The organism is Micromonospora fluostatini (genome assembly GCF_050410825.1).
Classification (GTDB): Bacteria; Actinomycetota; Actinomycetes; order Mycobacteriales; family Micromonosporaceae; genus Micromonospora; species Micromonospora rosaria.
The window spans coordinates 3459550-3474579 of the sequence record NZ_CP191251.1 but is presented as its reverse complement, the minus strand read 5'-3'; the positions used below and the strand labels follow the sequence as shown (position 1 = coordinate 3474579).

Below are 15030 nucleotides of genomic sequence, written 5' to 3'. Positions count from 1 at the left end.
CTTTCCGAGGGGATAAGCATAGGGTGCTGTGGCCGACAACGGATCGTACGGGAAGATCACTCATGGTTCAACCATGTTGATCGAGCGTGACGAAGGCGTGGGGTAATGCCCCGTGATGCCCTTTTTATTGGTCACCCTGAGGGAGAATGCCGGTGTATTGCCGGGCGCTGCTGAACAGCTTGTCCGCACCGGACAACCGGGCGGGCAGCCGTGTCCGGCGCGGCGGCGGGGGATCGGCGGCACTCTTTCCCCGACGTCGTCGGGCGCGCTGTCGCCGACCGATTCGTGGCGTCGGGTACGTGATCGACGGAAACGTCGGTGCGGCACTTTCCTGCGCCGTGCACGCGATGGCGCGGTGACTTTCTCCGGACCGGTCGGGTGGTGGCGGGCATCTATCCGGCCGACGTCGACGTGGTCACTCCCACCGGGGCGACGGAATCGTGGCAGGCGGTCGTCGACGCGCGCTTCCCGTGGCGCGGGTGGGTGGCTCCGGAATTCGGCTCGGCCGTTTTCCGTATTCCCGGCGTGGTGGTGGCGTCGGGGGCCGGCCGGTGACCGGGCCAGGACGTACGACGGCGGGCCGGGTCGCCGTTGACCCGGCCCGCCGTCGAGCCTGCCCGGCGCCCGCCCCTCGGGGCGGACCGGACGAGTGTGTCAGTACGTGCCGTCGAGCTGTCCGCGCAGCTTGGTGAGGGCCCGGGCGAGCAGCCGGGACACGTGCATCTGCGAGACCCCGATCTGCTCGGCGATCTGCGACTGGGTCAGGTTGCCGTAGAAGCGCAGGGTGAGGATCTTCTGCTCGCGCTCGTCCAGCGTGGCCAGCGCCGGGCCGAGCGCCACCCGCAGCTCGGCCAGCTCGAACTCGTTGTCCTCGCCGCCGAGCATGTCGCCCAGCTCGGTCGCCCGGTCGCCGTCGCCGGTCGGGGTGGACAGCGACACCGCGTTGTACGCGCGGGCGCCCTCCAGGCCCTCCAGCACCTCCTCCTCGGTGAGCTTGAGGTGGGCGGCGATGTCGGCGACCGTCGGGGACCGGCCCAGCGTCTGCAGCAGCGAGCTGTTGGCGTCGGAGATGGCCAGCCGCAGCTCCTGGAGCCGGCGCGGGACCCGGATGTCCCAGGTGCGGTCCCGGAAGTGCCGCTTCAGCTCGCCGATGATGGTGGGGATGGCGTACCCGGCGAAGTCCACGCCCCGGGTGGGGTCGAACTTGTCGATGGCCTTGATCAGCCCGACGGCGGCGGTCTGCGCCAGGTCGTCGGTCGGCTCGCCGCGCCCGCTGTAACGGTGGGCGAGGTGGTTGGCCAGCGGCAGCCAGGCCTCGATGGCCCGGTCCCGCAGCGTGGCCCGGGACGGGTGGTTCGCCGGCAGCGCGGCCATCGCGTTGAGGAGGTCGGTCGCGCTGTCGGTGAGCGCCCGAGGGTCGAGCTTCTCGGCGGGCGCAGCGGCAGCCCGGGTCGCCTGCTCAGTGATCGTTGACGCGGTCATGGTGGTCCTCCCTGCACCTCGTCCGCGGATGAAAGACGTGACGCATCGGTTCAACTTCAGGTGTCCGTTCGGATGTCACCTTAGCCTGATCAGCTAGCCAAAATCTAGCCGAAAGGACGATGTACTTAGGTGATTTTGAAGCATGAGAGCCCCAAAAGGAGACAAAGCGGCCCATTTACCCACCGGCTACCGGCCCGCCCAGGGGACGGCGACGGTCGCGGGGGCAGGTGGCCCGCTGACCGTTCGGTCAAACGTGAAGCCGCCGCCCGGGGGGGTTTCCGCTGCTCCAGACGGGTAACTCTGAGGCCGGGTTGGTGCGTCCGGCTGCGGAGGAGGCAGCCCGCGCCGGTACGTCCAGCCTTGGCGAGGTCGACACCGTCCACAAGGTGGGACCCCCCGTCGTGGGCCCGTACGGCCGGCCGGCGTCCCGAACGCCGGTGGGTGCCTCGCGCGCGGCGGACGACGGACCTGACGCGACAACGGAGGAGGCCACAGGATGCCCATCGAGATGCCCGCCGAGACGACACACGGGACCGAGCACCGCGAGCCGGCGGTGGAGGGTGAACGGGGCGCGCTGGTCGCGGTGTTGCTCATGGTGATCCTGGGGGTGGCCGGGATCTTCGCGGTCTCCTGACCCGCCGACGGGCGTCCCGGAACTCCGGGACGCCCGTCGTGCGGGGTCGGGGTCAGGGGCGCTCGGCCTGGCCGCCGGTGTGCGGCAGCCGCTCGGTGGGGATCACCCCGAGCCGGCCGGCCTGGAAGTCCTCGACCGCCTGGACCAGCTCCGCACGGGTGTTCATCACGAACGGCCCGTAGTGCGCCACCGGCTCCCGGATCGGCTGGCCGCCCATGACGTAGAGGTCCAGCGCCGGGGTGTTGCCGTCCTGCTGGCGGTCCGCCGTGACCCGGATCGCGTCACCCGGGCCGTGCACGGCGAGCTGCCCGGTGTGCACCGGCCGCCGGTCGGTGCCGACCGTGCCCCGACCGCCCAGCACGTAGACCAGCGCGTTGAAGTCCGGCCGCCAGGGCAGGCTCAGCTCCGCGCCGGGCTGGAGCGTGACGTGGGCGATGGTGATCGGGGTGTGGGTCGACCCCGGCCCCTGGTGCCCGGCGACCGCGCCGGCGATCACCCGGACCAGCGCGCCACCGTCGGGCGTGGTGAGCAGCGCCGACTCCGAGCCCCGGATGTCCTGGTACTTCGGCTGGCTCATCTTGGCCACCCGGGGCAGGTTCACCCAGAGCTGGAGGCCGTGGAAGAGGCCGCCACTGGTCACCAGGTGCTCCGGCGGCGCCTCGATGTGCAGCAGGCCACTGCCGGCCGTCATCCACTGGGTGTCGCCGTTGGTGATGGTGCCGCCACCGCCGGTCGAGTCCTGGTGGTCCATGATCCCGTCGATCATGTACGTGACGGTCTCGAAGCCCCGGTGCGGGTGCCAGGCGGTGCCCTTCGGCTCGCCGGGGGCGTAGTCCACCTCACCCATCTGGTCCAGGTGGATGAACGGGTCCAGCTCGGTCATCGGCACCCCGGCGAAGGCCCGGCGGACCGGGAAACCCTCGCCCTCGTACCCACTGGGGGCGGTGACCAGCCGGCGCACCGGGCGGTAGGTGGTGGACTCGTCCAGCTTCGGCAGGCGGGGCAGGACGAGGACGTCGTCGACGGTGACAGCGGGCATCGTGATCACTCCTGACGTGCGGTGGTCGACGCGTCGCGGGCGGCGCGCAGGCGGGTGCCGAGTCGGGTGAAGACCCGGGTGAGGCAGGCGACCTCGGCGTCGTCGAGGTCGTCCATCAGGTGGTGCCGTACCGAGGCGAGGTGGTGCGGTGCGGCCTCCCGCAGGGCAAGCAGGCCGGTGGCGGTGAGCACCGCCTCGCTGCCCCGCCGGTCGCCCGGACAGGACTCCCGGGCGACCAGGCCACGGCGCTGCATGGTCGAGATCTGGTAGGTCAGCCGGCTGGGGGAGAAGACCAACCGGCTGGCCAGCTCGCCCATCCGCAGCCGTTGACCGGGCGCCTCGGAGAGCAGGACCAGCACGTGGTAGTCGGCGAAGCTCAGCTCGCTCGCCGCGCGCAGGTCGTCCTCCAGTTGGGTGAACAGCCGCTGGCTGGCTTCGATGTACGCCCGCCAGGCGGCCATCCGCTCGGGGCTCAGGCTCTCGGTCACGGGCCCAACAGTAGCACTCTTTCAAATTTTGACAACCTCTCCTCGGCGCTGGTGAGCTGGGCCACCGGGGCGCGTCGAGGGAATATATTTGCACTTTGAAGTAACGCCTGGCGGGCGGTCGGGACGGGATCGGCCGCGCGCCGGCAGGGGGACCCCGGAACTCCGGGGTCCCCCTGCCGGCTGTGCGCGGTCGGGCCGGCCCGGCCGGTCAGCCGGTGGTGCCGGTCGGCACGTGCAACCGGCCCAGCAACTGCCGGGCCTGGTCGGCCACCTGTGCGTCCACGGTGACCGCGTACTGGGCCGCCCGAAGGGAACTGGCCGAGGTGAAGTCACGCCGTCCGCCGGACATCGCGTGCGCGATGGCCCCGAAGACCGCACCCCAGATCGCGCCGATCACCAGGCCGGCCAGGATCACCGCCAGCCAGTTGCCGACCGTGAAGATCCCGAAGAGCAGACCGATGAACAGGCCGAACCAGGCGCCGGTGCCGGCGCCGAGCAGCGCGGCCCGCCCGGTGGTCATCCGGCCGAGCACCGTCTCCACCAGGGTGAGGTTCGTCCCCACGATGGCGGTGTGCTCCACCGGGAACCGGTTGTCGGCCATGAAGTCCACCAGCCGCTGGGCGGACGGGTAGTCCGGGTACGTACCGATCGTCACGGTCGCCGGGCCGAGGGCGGGGCCGTGCCCGTCGCCGCTGGGCGCGTCGACCCGACCGGCCGGCCCGGACGGAAGGGTGGAGCCGCCGGGCATCCCGGGTCGCCAGGCCGCTGATGGTGTCGAGGGACTGGTCATTGAGCATCCTCCTTCGTCGCCCCGCCGCGTTCCCGCCCCGCCGGAGCGGCTAACGCCGCCGGCCGGTCCGATGTCGCCGGGCGGGGCCGGGAATGCTGCTGGCGCGGCCCGGGTAGGCAGCCCGCGTGCAGAGCGGACGGATCAGCGAACACGGCTTCCTCGCCGACGGGCGCAGCGCGGCGCTGGTCGACCGGAACGGGTCGGTGAACTGGTGGTGCCCGGAACGGTTCGACGCGCCGTCGGTCTTCGGCCGGCTCCTCGACGACGACGCGGGCCACTGGTCGATCCAGCCGGTGGGGGAGTTCCGGGTGGACCGGTCCTACCTGGACGACAGCCTCGTCCTGCGGACCGTCTTCACCACCTCCGGCGGGTCGGTGTCGGTCACCGACGCGCTCGCGCTGGGACCCGGTGAGCGTGGGCACGAGATCGGCCGGCGCTCGCCCGGCATCCTCGCCCGGGTGGTCGAGGGAATCTCCGGCGAGGTGCCGATGCGGCTGTGCTACCGGCCCCGCTTCGAGTACGGCCGGGTGACCGCGTACCTGGTCGGCCGGGGGGACGCCGTGGAGGCCACGGCGGGCGCGGCCCGGCTGCGGCTGCGCGGCGACACCCCGGTGAGCTGCGGCGACGGGGAGGCCACCAGCCGGTTCACGGTGCGCGCCGGGGACACCCTCGGCTTCACCCTCGGGTACGCCCCGACGTACGACGGCGGGCCGCCGGCCACCCCCGACGCGGCCGAGGTGGTGGCGAACGCGCTGGCCGGCTGGCGGTCCTGGGCCGGGCTGCACGACTACCAGGGCCGCTACCGCGAGCAGGTCCGGCGCAGCGCGATGGTGGTGCAGGGCATGACGTACCAGCCCAGCGGGGCGGTCGTGGCGGCGGCCACCACCTCGTTGCCGGAGCAGCTCGGTGGGGACCGCAACTACGACTACCGGTTCGTCTGGGTCCGCGACTTCAGCCTGACCCTCCAGGCGCTCTGGCGGGCGGCCTGCCCCGACGAGGCGACCCGCCAGTTCGCCTGGGTGGCGCGGGCGATGGGGATGATCGGCGACCGGCCCGCACCGATCATGTACGGCGTGCAGGGCGAGCGGGACCTCACCGAGCACCGCCTCGACCACCTCGCCGGGTACGCCGGCAGCCGGCCGGTCCTCGTCGGCAACGACGCCTGGCGGCAGCGGCAGACCGACGTGCTCGGCGAGGTGCTGGACGCGGCCTGGCTGATGCGGCACTACCTGGACCCGATGGTCCCCGAGGTCCGGGACCTGCTGCGGGCGCTGGCCGACCAGGCGGCCGAGGTCTGGCGGCTGCCGGACGCCGGGATGTGGGAGGCGCGCGACGCGGACCGGCACTACCTGTCGTCGAAGGTGCAGTGCTGGACGGCGCTGGACCGGGCGGTGCGCTTCGGCGCCCGGATCGGGGACCCCGCCGACGTGGCCCGCTGGGCCGCCGCCCGCGACGAGGTCCGGGGCACGGTGCTGAGCCGGGGCTGGAACGAGCGGCTGGGCGCGTACACCGGGGCCTTCGACTCGGCCGAGTTGGACGCCTCGGTGCTGCTCATGCCGCTGGTGGGTTTCCTGCCGGCCGGCGACGAGCGGATGCGCTCCACGATGGCGGTGATCCAGCGGCGGCTCTGCGCCGACGGGCTGGTCCGGCGCTGGGACGGCGACCCCGCCGGCTTCGTCATCTGCTCGTTCTGGTTGGCGGGCTGCCTGGCGCTGGCCGGGGAGACCGCCGCGGCCACCGACCTCTTCGAGCGGGTGGCCGCCCGTACCAACGACCTCGGTCTGTTCGCCGAGCAGATCGACCCGGCCACCGGGGAGCAACTCGGCAACTTCCCGCAGGCGTTCTCCCACATCGGGCTGATCAACGCGGCGGGCCACCTCACCGAGGCCGAGGAACAGCCCGCGCCGACCGGTGCGGGCCACAGGGAAGGAGCACGCGGATGACCGGACGGCTGACCGGGAAGACGGCCCTGATCACTGGCTCGGACTCCGGGATCGGGCAGGCGACCGCGATCGAGTTCGGCCGCGAGGGCGCCGACGTGGTGGTGCACTACCTGCACGACCGCGACGGCGCGGAGCACACCCGGGAGCAGGTCGAGGAGGCCGGGCGGCGGGCCGTGGTGGTGCAGGCCGACATCAGCGACGAGAGCGAGGTCGAGGCGATGTTCGACGCCGCGCTGGCCGAGTTCGGCGCCCTCGACGTGCTGATGAACGACGCCGGGGTGGATGCCTCCGGCATCCCCGTGGCCGACCTGGACACCGAGACCTGGGACCGGGCGATCCGGACCAACGTGTACGGCGCGTTCTTCTGCTCCCGCCGGTTCGTCCGGCACCGCCGTGACGAGGGCGGCCGAGGGAAGATCATCAACATCACCTCGATCCACCAGGAGGTGGCCCGTGCCGGCGGCTCCGACTACGACACCAGCAAGGGCGCGCTGCTGGAGTTCGCCAAGAGCCTGGCGTTGGAGGTCGCCCCGATGAAGATGAACGTCAACAACATCGGGCCCGGGATGGTGCTCACGCCGTTCAACCAGAAGGCCATCGACGACCCGACGTACCTGGAGGAGCAGGTGCAGAGCATCCCCTGGAAGCGGGCCGCCGAGCCGGCGGAGATCGGCAAGCTGGCCGTCTTCCTGGCCAGCGACGACGCCGACTACGTCACCGGGTCGACGTACTTCATGGACGGCGGGCTGATGCAGAACCAGGGCCAGGGCGCCTGACCCGGCGCCGCCGGCGCGGCGCGGGGCCCGGTACCCGCCGGTCGGGGGCGTCCCACCGACGGGTACCGGGCCGGTGTCCCCCCGCCGTGCCGGGCGGGTGGCGGGGGGACCGGGCGGGTCAGGAACAGGCCGTGCCGTTGAGGGTGAAGGCGGTCGGGGCGGGCAGGCTGCTGCCGGAGAAGGTGCCCTGCAGGCCCACGGAGGCCGTGGCCCCGGTGCCGAGCGTGCCGTTCCAGGCCGTGTTGCGCACGCTGATCCGGTCGCCGGACTGGCTCCACTCACCGTTCCAGCCGTTGCTCAGGCGCACCCCGGCGGCGACCTGGAAGGTGAGGGTCCACCCGTTCAGGGCCGCCGCCCGGTTGGTGACCTTCAGTTCGGCGGTGAAGCCCCCGGTCCAGGTGTTCGGGGTCCAGGTCACCGCGCAGCCACCACCGGTCGGGGGCGTGGTCGGCGGGGTCGTCGGCGGCGTGGTGGGGGGCGTGGTCGGCGGGGTGGTCGGGGGCGTGGTCGGCGGGGTCGTCGGCGGCGTGGTCACCGGCCCGGCCGCGACGGCCAGGTCGTAGGCCCGCTGCGGGACGAACTGCCCGGCGGCGGCGATGCAGCCGTCGGCCTCACCGGGCAGCTTGATCCAGAGCAGGGCGGCGATCGCCGAGTCCCCGGTGTTGGTGGTGCTGGGGGTGCCGATCGCCCGGCCGGGCGGGTCGCACCACTCCGATCCGGCGGGACCGTTGCCGTTGCGGCTGGTGTCGATCACGGCCTTCAACCCGGGCACGCCGGTGGCCGCGATGACCTGCTTGGACCAGTTGACCGCCTCGGAGGTCGTGCGGTAGTTGGAGACGTTCACCGAGATGCCGTCGGCGCTGGTGCCGATCTCGGCCCCGTTGAGCCGGTTGGCCGCCTCGGCGGGGGAGAGCCAGGCCGAGTGCCCGGCGTCGAAGTAGACCTTGGCCTGGGCGGAGCCGGCCTTGAGCTTCTTGCCGGCGTACGCCATGGAGGCCCGGGTCTCGGCCTGCTGGGAAGCGTTCTGGCAGCTCGTCATCAGCGGGAGCACGTCGGGCTCCAGGATGATGGTGGCCGGACGGCCGCCGAGGCCGGCGGCGACCTGGTCCACCCACGCCCGGTAGGCGGTGTGGTTGGGGGCCCCACCGCTGCTGGCCCCGCTGCAGTCCCGGTTGGGGATGTTGTAGACCACCAGGATCGGGATCTTGCCGGCGGCGGCGGCCGCCCCGACGAAGGAGTCCACCTCGCCCCGGACGGTGCCGGTGTTGGTGGTGGTGTACCAGCGGGCCTGCGGCACGCTGGCGATCCGGTCCCGGATCACCGCCGCCCGGGGGTCGTTGGGGTTCTGGGCCACCCAGCGGGCGGCACCGGTGTCCGGGTCGACGTAGAAGGCCGAGTCGACGGCCGCCGACGCCGGCTGGCTGAGCAGCCCGGTGCCGACCACCCCGGCCAGGGCGACGGCACCGGCGGCCACCGCCGCCGCCAGTCCTGAACTTCTTCTCATTACTGCTCCTCGCTCAAATATATCGAAGTTCGCCCTTGGAAGCGCTCCCACGCCGTTGCCTGTAAAACTACGGGCAGGTTGCGGCCGTGTGAAGACCTCTGGTGCGACCGGAAGGTTTCGGTCCCGGTCCACGGGCACAATGACCGGCATGCGCCTGGTGATCACCGCCGACACCCACCTCCCGACCCGGGCCCGGGACCTGCCGGCCCCCCTCTGGGCGGAGATCGAGGCGGCGGACGTGGTCCTGCACGCCGGGGACTGGGTCGACCTCGCCCTGCTGGACGCGGTCCAGGCCCGCTCCCGTCGCCTGGTCGGGGTGTACGGCAACAACGACGGCCCCGACCTGCGGGCCCGCCTGCCCGAGGTGGCCCGGGTCGACCTGGCCGGACTGCGGGTCGCCGTGGTCCACGAGACCGGGCCGCGTACCGGACGGGAACGGCGCTGCGCCGCCCGCTTCGGCGACGTGGACCTGCTGGTCTTCGGGCACTCCCACATCCCCTGGGACAGCGTCGCCCCGGGCGGCCTGCGGCTGCTCAACCCGGGCTCGCCGACCGACCGTCGGGCCCAGCCGTACGCCACCTACCTCACCGCCGGGGTGGCGGGGGGTCGGCTGGCGGAGGTCCGGCTGCACCGCCTCCCGCCCCGGACCGCCCGTACCCGGGCCTGAGCACCCGGCGGCCGGGCCCCGCGGCCCGTACGATCAGCGGGTGCGAGCTGCGGACCGGGGCGGGGTACTGGTGGCCGGGGCCGGGATCGCCGGGGCGGCCTGCGCCGGGGAACTGCTGCGGGCGGGGGTGCCGGTCGAGATCCGGGACCGGGCCCGGGTGCCCGGTGGCCGGCTGGCCAGCCGCCGCCTCGACGGGCGGCCGGTGGACCTCGGCGCGGCGTACTTCACCGTCGACGACCCCGACTTCGCGGCCGTGGTCGAGCGGTGGCGGGCGGCCGGGCTCGCCCGCGAGTGGACCGACACCTTCGACGCGTACGGGCCCGACGGTCGGCGGACGGTGACCGGGCCGGTGCGCTGGGCGGCCCCCGGCGGACTGCGCTCGCTCGTCACCGATCTCACCGACGGGTTCCCGCTCACCGTCGAGCGGCCGGTGCGGGCGGTCCGCCCGGGGCCGACGGTCGACGCCACGCCGTACGCCGGGGTGGCGCTGGCCATGCCGGGCCCGCAGGCCGCCGGGCTGCTCGACCCCGCGCTGGCCGGGCCGGCGCGGGTCGCCGCCGCCCAGCGCTGGTCGCCGGTGCTGGCGGTGGTGCTGCGCTTCCCCGCCCGCCGCTGGCCGGACTTCCACGGCGCGTTCGTCAACGAGCACCCGGTGCTCGCCCTGGTCTGCGACGACGGCGACCGGCGCGGCGACGGAGCGCCCGTGCTGGTCGCGCACACCACCGCCGAGTTCGCGGCCGGGCACCTGGCCGCGCCGGAGGCAGCGGGCCCGGCCGTCGTCTCGGCCACCGTGGCGCTGCTCGGACTGCCCGAGCCGCCCGAGACGGTGTACGTGCACCGGTGGAGCTTCGCCAAGCCGGCCCCCGCAACGGACGGGACGTACCATCTCGACGACTCCGGGGTGGGCCTGGCCGGGGACGCCTTCGCCGACCGCCCCCGGGTGCAGAGCGCCTGGCGCTCCGGGCGGGACCTCGGGCGGGCGCTCGCCGCGCGGCTGCGTCCCACCGGCTGACCCGCGCCGGGGCCACCGTCGGCCGGGCCGGGCCGGGCCGGCTCAGTCGGTGGGCAGGAGGATCTCGAACCAGACCGTCGAGCCCCGGACCGTGGGGTCGGTGCCCCAGGCGTCGCTGAGCTGCTCGATCAGGCCGAGGCCGCGCCCCCGGCTGCTCAGCGTGTCGGTCTGGGCCCGGGTCACCGTGCCCCGGGTGCCCGAGTCGGAGACCGAGACCAGCAGGCGTTCCGTGCTGAGGTCGATCTCCACCCGGGCGGCCGTGCCGGCGTGCAGCAGCGCGTTGGTGGTCAACTCGCTGGTGCAGAGCACGGCCGCGCCGATCACCCCCTCCGGCACCTGCCAGTCGGTGAGCTGACCGGTCATCCAGTGCCGGACCCGGCTGGGCGCGGTCGGCTCCGCCGGCACCTCCATGCTCACCGACCGGCTGGGGCGCAGGGCGTGCTCCACGGCCAGCACCGCGACGTCGTCCTCGGTGACCCCCTCGACGGCGGCCGACGCGACGGCGCAGAGCGCCCGGGGGTCGCCGCTGTCCGCCTCGGCCACCGCCTCCGCGAGCCGGGCCAGCCCGACCGAGAGGCTCTGCCGGCGGCGCTCCACCACACCGTCGCTGAACAGCAGCAACGTGTCGCCGGGCGCGAACCGGACAGTGCTGGTGCGGGGCCGGCCCCCCAGGCCCAGGGGCGGCCCGGTGGGCAGGGCCGGGTACTCGGCGACGGGCTCGCCGCCCAGGGGGCAGCGGCGGATCAGCGGGCCGGGATGCCCGGCGCTGGCCAGCGTGACCGACCGGCCGTCGGGGTCGACCACGCCGAAGACCACGGTGACGAACAACTCGTGGGTGCCGGCCTCCGCGCCCAGACTGGCGACCAGCCGGTCCAGGCCGGTGAGCACCGCGTCCGGGCGCGGGTCGGCCAGGGCCAGGGCGCGCAGCGCGGCCCGGACCTGCCCCATCCGCGCGGCGGCCTGCACGTCGTGGCCGGCGACGTCGCCGAGCACGATGCCCAGCCCGCCGTCGGGCAGCACGAAGGCGTCGTAGAAGTCGCCCCCGGCCGCGTTGCCGTCGACCCCCGGGTCGTACCGGGCGGCGATCCGCAGCCGGGGCAGGTCCGGCAGGTGTTCGGGCAGCATGCTGCGCTGGAGCAACTGGGCGGTGCCGTGCTGCGTCTCGAACCGGCGGGCCCGTTCGGCGGCCTGGCCGACCAGCTCCGCCGAGGCGGCCAGCAGCGCCCGCTCCGCCGCGGACCAGGGGTGGGCGACCTGGTACCCGACGGCCAGCGCGCCCCGCACCACCGCGCTGCGCAGCGGGACCGTGGCCAGGGCCCGGACCTTCTGGTCGTGCCGGTCCACCGCGTGGTCGCGCATCGGCTGGCCGTCCGGCGTGAAGATCGGTACGCCGCTGCCGGCGGTGACCACCAGGGGTGCGGTGGAGTCCGGGGCCACCCGCCGCCACAGCGGCGGCAGCCGCTCGTCGGCCTCGTCGAGCAGTTCGCCCCGGACCCGCCGGACGGACCGCCAGCCCCCGCCCTCGTCGACGGCGAAGGAGACCCGGTCGGCGTCGAACGAGTCGAGGGCGTACCGCAGCGTCACCCGGGCCACGTCGTCGAGGGTGAGGGTGCCGGCGAGGGCGGCGGCGAAGTCGCTCAGGCTCTGCAGGTGGTTGGTGACCTGGGTGGTCTGCGCGGCGACGGTGAGCACGCCGACGACCCGGCCGCGGCTGTCCCGCACCGGGGAGTAGCCCCGGGTGAAGACGGGCTGCTCGACACCACGGGCGTAGCGCCGGTCGATCGGCAGCAGCGCCTCCTTCTCCAGGAACGACTCGCCCCGCCGGTAGGTGCGCCCCATCACGTCACCGACGCCGGGCAGGCCCCACACGTCGGCGAAGACCTCGGCGGCGGGGCGGCCGATCGCCGCCGGGTGGCGGTTGCCGATCAGTTCGGCGTACCCGTCGTTGTAGAGGAGCACGAACTCCTCGCCGTACGCGAGGGCCATCGGCACCGGTGAGGAGAGCACGAGGTCGACCACGGCGCGGACCGCGGGGTCCCAGGTCTCCGGTGGACCCAGCGCGGTGCCGGCCCACGGGTGGCCGAGGATCGCCGACGCCGTGCCGTGCGCGGAGCGGGCGCCCGGGACGGGACCTGCGGGTGTGGGCACTCGCCCGACCGTTCCTGGCATGCCCGCAGCCTAGTCCCAGCGCTGTGGGGACGTCCGTGATCGTGCTCGTGGCGCTCGATGCCCCGGTCGGCGCCGGGATGCGCCGCAGGGATGTTTGCCCTGTTCAGCATGGGTCTGCCGCAGCCTGTCGGAAAAATCTAGCGGTCCCGGCCGGCGTGCTGTCCGGCCGACCGGGTATGCGGCCGGCGCTAGTCCATGCGACAGGAGGGACATCATGCGGGAAACCCTCGCGGTCGGGGCGCAGAACGGAATCGGTACCGCCCTGACCGACTTGTGGAGGTCGGTGCTGCTCTTCGTCCCGAGGGCCATCGCGTTCATCGCGATCCTCGTGGTGGGATGGCTCATCGCACGAGCCGTCCTGAAGATCGTCGACGCGGCGCTGGAACGGGTGGGGTTCGACCGGGCGGTCGAACGGGGCGGCATCCGCCGCGCACTGGAACGAACCAGGTACGACGCCAGTGACATCCTGGCCAGGTTGGCGTACTACGCGGTCCTGTTGTTCACCCTGCAGTTCGCCTTCGGGGTGTGGGGGCCCAACGCGATCTCGGACCTGATCCGGGGCGTGGTCGCCTGGCTGCCCCGCGCCTTCGTGGCGATCGTCATCGTGGTCATCGCCGCCGCCATCGCCAACGCGGTACGGGACCTGGTCAGCGGTGCGCTGGGCGGGCTGTCGTACGGCCGGGTGCTGGCGGACCTGACCGCCGTCTTCATCCTGGCCCTGGGTGTGATCGCGGCGCTGAACCAGGTGGGCATCGCCACCACGGTGACCACGCCGGTGCTGATCGCGGTGCTCGCCACGGTCGCCGGCATCCTGATCGTGGGCGTCGGCGGTGGTCTGGTGCGGCCGATGCAGCAGCGCTGGGACGGCTGGCTGGACCGGGCGTCCGACGAGGCCCGCGCGGTGCGCGAGCACCGGCAGGCCCAGGCGACCGGCCGCAGCGACTACGAGCGGCAGATGGCCGACCGGGGCGGGGCCCCGCAGGCGCACCGGGCCCAGGAGCCGTCGTCGATGAGCGGCGCCGGCACGTACCAGTCGGGCTCCATGGCCGGCGACGAGACCCAGCAGTTCCGCCGCTGAGCGGCGGGTCCGCCGCTGGGCGGGCAGGCTCATCCACCGGAGGGCGGTCGCGTGCGCGCGGTCGCCCTCCCGGTGTGGGCGCTGCCGTCAGCGGGCCGCCGGGGCGTCGGGCCCGTCCGGCGAGCGGTGCCCGGCGGGCGCCGTGCCCAGGTCGTGGGCGAGGACGCAGACCGCGAGCAGGCGGGTGAGCAGCCAGTCCGGCGCGGACCAGTCCGGCGGCCCGGTCGGCGGCGTCCAGCCCTGCTCCAGCGCGGCGGCCCGCAACCCCTCGGCGTAGCCGGCCAGGGCCGCCGGGGTGAGGGGCCGGCGGTCGCCGCCGAGGCTGTCCCGCACCGCTGCGGCGTGCTGGTCGACCAGGGCGAGCAGGCCGGGTCGGGTGGTCGCCTCGGCGAGGCCGGCGGTGCCGACGGACGTGTCGAGTTCGGCGAGGGTGCACCGGGCGGACCCGGCGGCGGTACCGGCACTGACCCGGTCGTTCGGCAGACGCATGAGCACCGAGGCTAACCAACGGCGGGGCCGGTCGACCTCAACCACTCGGGGGGTACGGGGTCGGCCGCGTCGCCGACCTGCCCCCCGGCCGGGGGATTGAACCGGGCACGACGGGGCAGGAGAGAAACCGCCCACAGCAGGACACACCGGGGGATCACATGCGTGACGACGACAGGCCCGACGACGAGCACCGCCGGCCGGCCGGGGTGGACGACCGCACGGTGAGCGCGCTCGGTCGGCTCAGCGAGGCCCTGGAGACCGTCGAGCGGGCCCGGGGCCACCTGTACGGCCTGCACCAGATGATCGGGCACGCCGACCTGATGCTCGACGACGTGGTGGCGCAGTTCCGCGCCGCCGGCCACCACCAGCTCGCCGACCGGATCGAGACCGACCTGATCGGCCGTAACGTCATCGCCGGCCGGTGGACCTTCCAGATCGTCGAGGACTTCGACGACGGGTACTACGCCCGGTTCCGGGAGCTGGACCGGCAGGCCCGCACGGAGCTGGTCGGCGGCCGGCGGCACCTGTACGAGGCGGAGATGAAGGAACGCCGACGCAGCCACGGGCGGCCCGGACACGAGGCGCGCCCGGTCGAACGCGGACCGGACGTCGAGCCCGGGGCCTGACGGCCGCGCGGGGAGCGGCGCTACTCGCCGGGGCGGGCGTCGGCGGGGCGGCGCCGGGCGGCGTCGTCCGCGATGATCACGGTGGCCACCATCAGGGCGACGCAGAGGCTGAACAGCCAGGAGCCGTCGGCGACCAGTCGCGCCGAGACCGGAGCCTGGATCGCGGCGAGCAGGAAGCCGAGCCAGGCCAGCCGGCGCTGACGAGGGGTGAGGAATCCGGAGCCCTGTTGCATCCCGAAAGTCTTGCGCGCGGGTGCCGGTTCGCCGTCCCCCGATCGGTCGATTCTGGATGGGCTGTCCGTTCTTGTGACCGTACGGTCGTCATGTTCTGCC

16 protein-coding genes are annotated in these 15030 nt (G+C 73.9%); 8 read left to right on the top strand and 8 right to left on the bottom strand.

Features of this window, described 5'->3' with window-relative positions; translation table 11 throughout:
• Positions 1–378: 378 nt before the first annotated feature.
• Complete coding sequence (locus ACQUFX_RS15180) at positions 379–555, top strand: hypothetical protein (protein ID WP_428966662.1); 177 nt, start codon at positions 379–381, stop codon at positions 553–555.
• Between the two features lie 99 nt (positions 556–654).
• Here ACQUFX_RS15180 and ACQUFX_RS15175 read toward each other — a convergent pair whose 3' ends face one another.
• Positions 655–1482 carry a SigB/SigF/SigG family RNA polymerase sigma factor gene (locus ACQUFX_RS15175; RefSeq protein WP_428966661.1) on the bottom strand — a complete coding sequence of 276 codons (828 nt, stop codon included), beginning with the start codon at positions 1480–1482 and terminating at the stop codon, positions 655–657.
• Positions 1483–1978: 496 nt separating this feature from the next.
• Between ACQUFX_RS15175 and ACQUFX_RS15170 the strand changes: the two genes are divergently transcribed.
• On the top strand, positions 1979–2116 hold the full coding sequence (locus ACQUFX_RS15170) for a hypothetical protein (RefSeq protein WP_157527985.1): 138 nt from the start codon (positions 1979–1981) through the stop codon (positions 2114–2116).
• Between the two features lie 52 nt (positions 2117–2168).
• On the opposite strand, the gene ACQUFX_RS15165 is transcribed toward ACQUFX_RS15170, so the two are convergent.
• The 3 genes from ACQUFX_RS15165 to ACQUFX_RS15155 form a co-directional block, all read right to left on the bottom strand.
• Positions 2169–3155 (bottom strand): pirin family protein, encoded by a 987-nt coding sequence (locus tag ACQUFX_RS15165; protein WP_428966660.1) that lies wholly within the window; start codon positions 3153–3155, stop codon positions 2169–2171.
• A gap of 5 nt (positions 3156–3160) precedes the next feature.
• A complete protein-coding gene (locus ACQUFX_RS15160; protein ID WP_428966659.1) occupies positions 3161–3643 on the bottom strand; it encodes a MarR family winged helix-turn-helix transcriptional regulator in 483 nt (160 codons plus the stop codon).
• A gap of 208 nt (positions 3644–3851) precedes the next feature.
• Positions 3852–4433, bottom strand: a complete 582-nt coding sequence (locus tag ACQUFX_RS15155) for a general stress protein (protein ID WP_428966658.1) — start codon at positions 4431–4433, stop codon at positions 3852–3854.
• A gap of 125 nt (positions 4434–4558) precedes the next feature.
• Here ACQUFX_RS15155 and ACQUFX_RS15150 point away from each other — a divergent pair, with 125 nt between their 5' ends.
• Both ACQUFX_RS15150 and ACQUFX_RS15145 read left to right on the top strand, forming a co-directional pair.
• Positions 4559–6376, top strand: a complete 1818-nt coding sequence (locus tag ACQUFX_RS15150) for a glycoside hydrolase family 15 protein (RefSeq protein WP_428966657.1) — start codon at positions 4559–4561, stop codon at positions 6374–6376.
• Positions 6373–7152 carry a glucose 1-dehydrogenase gene (locus ACQUFX_RS15145; RefSeq protein WP_428966656.1) on the top strand — a complete coding sequence of 260 codons (780 nt, stop codon included), beginning with the start codon at positions 6373–6375 and terminating at the stop codon, positions 7150–7152. The genes ACQUFX_RS15150 and ACQUFX_RS15145 overlap by 4 nt, the downstream gene beginning before the upstream one ends.
• Before the next feature lie 118 nt (positions 7153–7270).
• Here ACQUFX_RS15145 and ACQUFX_RS15140 read toward each other — a convergent pair whose 3' ends face one another.
• A complete protein-coding gene (locus ACQUFX_RS15140; protein ID WP_428966655.1) occupies positions 7271–8656 on the bottom strand; it encodes a glycoside hydrolase family 6 protein in 1386 nt (461 codons plus the stop codon).
• Positions 8657–8804: 148 nt separating this feature from the next.
• Here ACQUFX_RS15140 and ACQUFX_RS15135 point away from each other — a divergent pair, with 148 nt between their 5' ends.
• Together ACQUFX_RS15135 and ACQUFX_RS15130 are read left to right on the top strand one after the other, a co-directional pair.
• The gene (locus tag ACQUFX_RS15135) at positions 8805–9323 is read left to right on the top strand and encodes a metallophosphoesterase family protein (protein WP_428966654.1); all 519 of its coding nucleotides are present in this window, start codon (positions 8805–8807) and stop codon (positions 9321–9323) included.
• A gap of 40 nt (positions 9324–9363) precedes the next feature.
• On the top strand, positions 9364–10335 hold the full coding sequence (locus ACQUFX_RS15130; RefSeq protein ID WP_428966653.1) for an NAD(P)/FAD-dependent oxidoreductase: 972 nt from the start codon (positions 9364–9366) through the stop codon (positions 10333–10335).
• A gap of 42 nt (positions 10336–10377) precedes the next feature.
• Here ACQUFX_RS15130 and ACQUFX_RS15125 read toward each other — a convergent pair whose 3' ends face one another.
• Positions 10378–12504 carry an ATP-binding SpoIIE family protein phosphatase gene (locus tag ACQUFX_RS15125; protein WP_428966652.1) on the bottom strand — a complete coding sequence of 709 codons (2127 nt, stop codon included), beginning with the start codon at positions 12502–12504 and terminating at the stop codon, positions 10378–10380.
• Between the two features lie 214 nt (positions 12505–12718).
• On the opposite strand from ACQUFX_RS15125, the gene ACQUFX_RS15120 reads away from it, so the two are divergent.
• Complete coding sequence (locus tag ACQUFX_RS15120; RefSeq protein ID WP_428966651.1) at positions 12719–13582, top strand: mechanosensitive ion channel family protein; 864 nt, start codon at positions 12719–12721, stop codon at positions 13580–13582.
• An 87-nt stretch (positions 13583–13669) separates the two neighbouring features.
• Here the strand turns inward: ACQUFX_RS15120 and ACQUFX_RS15115 are convergent, their stop codons facing one another.
• Positions 13670–14071, bottom strand: a complete 402-nt coding sequence (locus ACQUFX_RS15115) for a DUF6401 family natural product biosynthesis protein (RefSeq protein ID WP_428966650.1) — start codon at positions 14069–14071, stop codon at positions 13670–13672.
• A gap of 158 nt (positions 14072–14229) precedes the next feature.
• Between ACQUFX_RS15115 and ACQUFX_RS15110 the strand changes: the two genes are divergently transcribed.
• Positions 14230–14697 (top strand): hypothetical protein, encoded by a 468-nt coding sequence (locus ACQUFX_RS15110; RefSeq protein ID WP_428966649.1) that lies wholly within the window; start codon positions 14230–14232, stop codon positions 14695–14697.
• A gap of 20 nt (positions 14698–14717) precedes the next feature.
• Here ACQUFX_RS15110 and ACQUFX_RS15105 read toward each other — a convergent pair whose 3' ends face one another.
• Positions 14718–14930, bottom strand: a complete 213-nt coding sequence (locus ACQUFX_RS15105; protein WP_067372818.1) for a hypothetical protein — start codon at positions 14928–14930, stop codon at positions 14718–14720.
• Between the last annotated feature and the right edge of the window lie 100 nt (positions 14931–15030).

Excerpts from the sequence above, each read along its gene's own strand:
- ACQUFX_RS15110 (WP_428966649.1), top strand. The coding sequence starts at position 14,230 with ATGCGTGACGACGACAGGCCCGACGACGAGCACCGCCGGCCGGCCGGG.
- ACQUFX_RS15170 (WP_157527985.1), top strand. The coding sequence starts at position 1,979 with ATGCCCATCGAGATGCCCGCCGAGACGACACACGGGACCGAGCACCGC.
- ACQUFX_RS15165 (WP_428966660.1), bottom strand. The coding sequence starts at position 3,155 with ATGCCCGCTGTCACCGTCGACGACGTCCTCGTCCTGCCCCGCCTGCCG.
- ACQUFX_RS15155 (WP_428966658.1), bottom strand. The coding sequence starts at position 4,433 with ATGACCAGTCCCTCGACACCATCAGCGGCCTGGCGACCCGGGATGCCC.
- ACQUFX_RS15135 (WP_428966654.1), top strand. The coding sequence starts at position 8,805 with ATGCGCCTGGTGATCACCGCCGACACCCACCTCCCGACCCGGGCCCGG.
- ACQUFX_RS15145 (WP_428966656.1), top strand. The coding sequence starts at position 6,373 with ATGACCGGACGGCTGACCGGGAAGACGGCCCTGATCACTGGCTCGGAC.
- ACQUFX_RS15175 (WP_428966661.1), bottom strand. The coding sequence starts at position 1,482 with ATGACCGCGTCAACGATCACTGAGCAGGCGACCCGGGCTGCCGCTGCG.
- ACQUFX_RS15105 (WP_067372818.1), bottom strand. The coding sequence starts at position 14,930 with ATGCAACAGGGCTCCGGATTCCTCACCCCTCGTCAGCGCCGGCTGGCC.
- ACQUFX_RS15115 (WP_428966650.1), bottom strand. The coding sequence starts at position 14,071 with ATGCGTCTGCCGAACGACCGGGTCAGTGCCGGTACCGCCGCCGGGTCC.
- ACQUFX_RS15120 (WP_428966651.1), top strand. The coding sequence starts at position 12,719 with ATGCGGGAAACCCTCGCGGTCGGGGCGCAGAACGGAATCGGTACCGCC.
- ACQUFX_RS15125 (WP_428966652.1), bottom strand. The coding sequence starts at position 12,504 with ATGCCAGGAACGGTCGGGCGAGTGCCCACACCCGCAGGTCCCGTCCCG.
- ACQUFX_RS15140 (WP_428966655.1), bottom strand. The coding sequence starts at position 8,656 with ATGAGAAGAAGTTCAGGACTGGCGGCGGCGGTGGCCGCCGGTGCCGTC.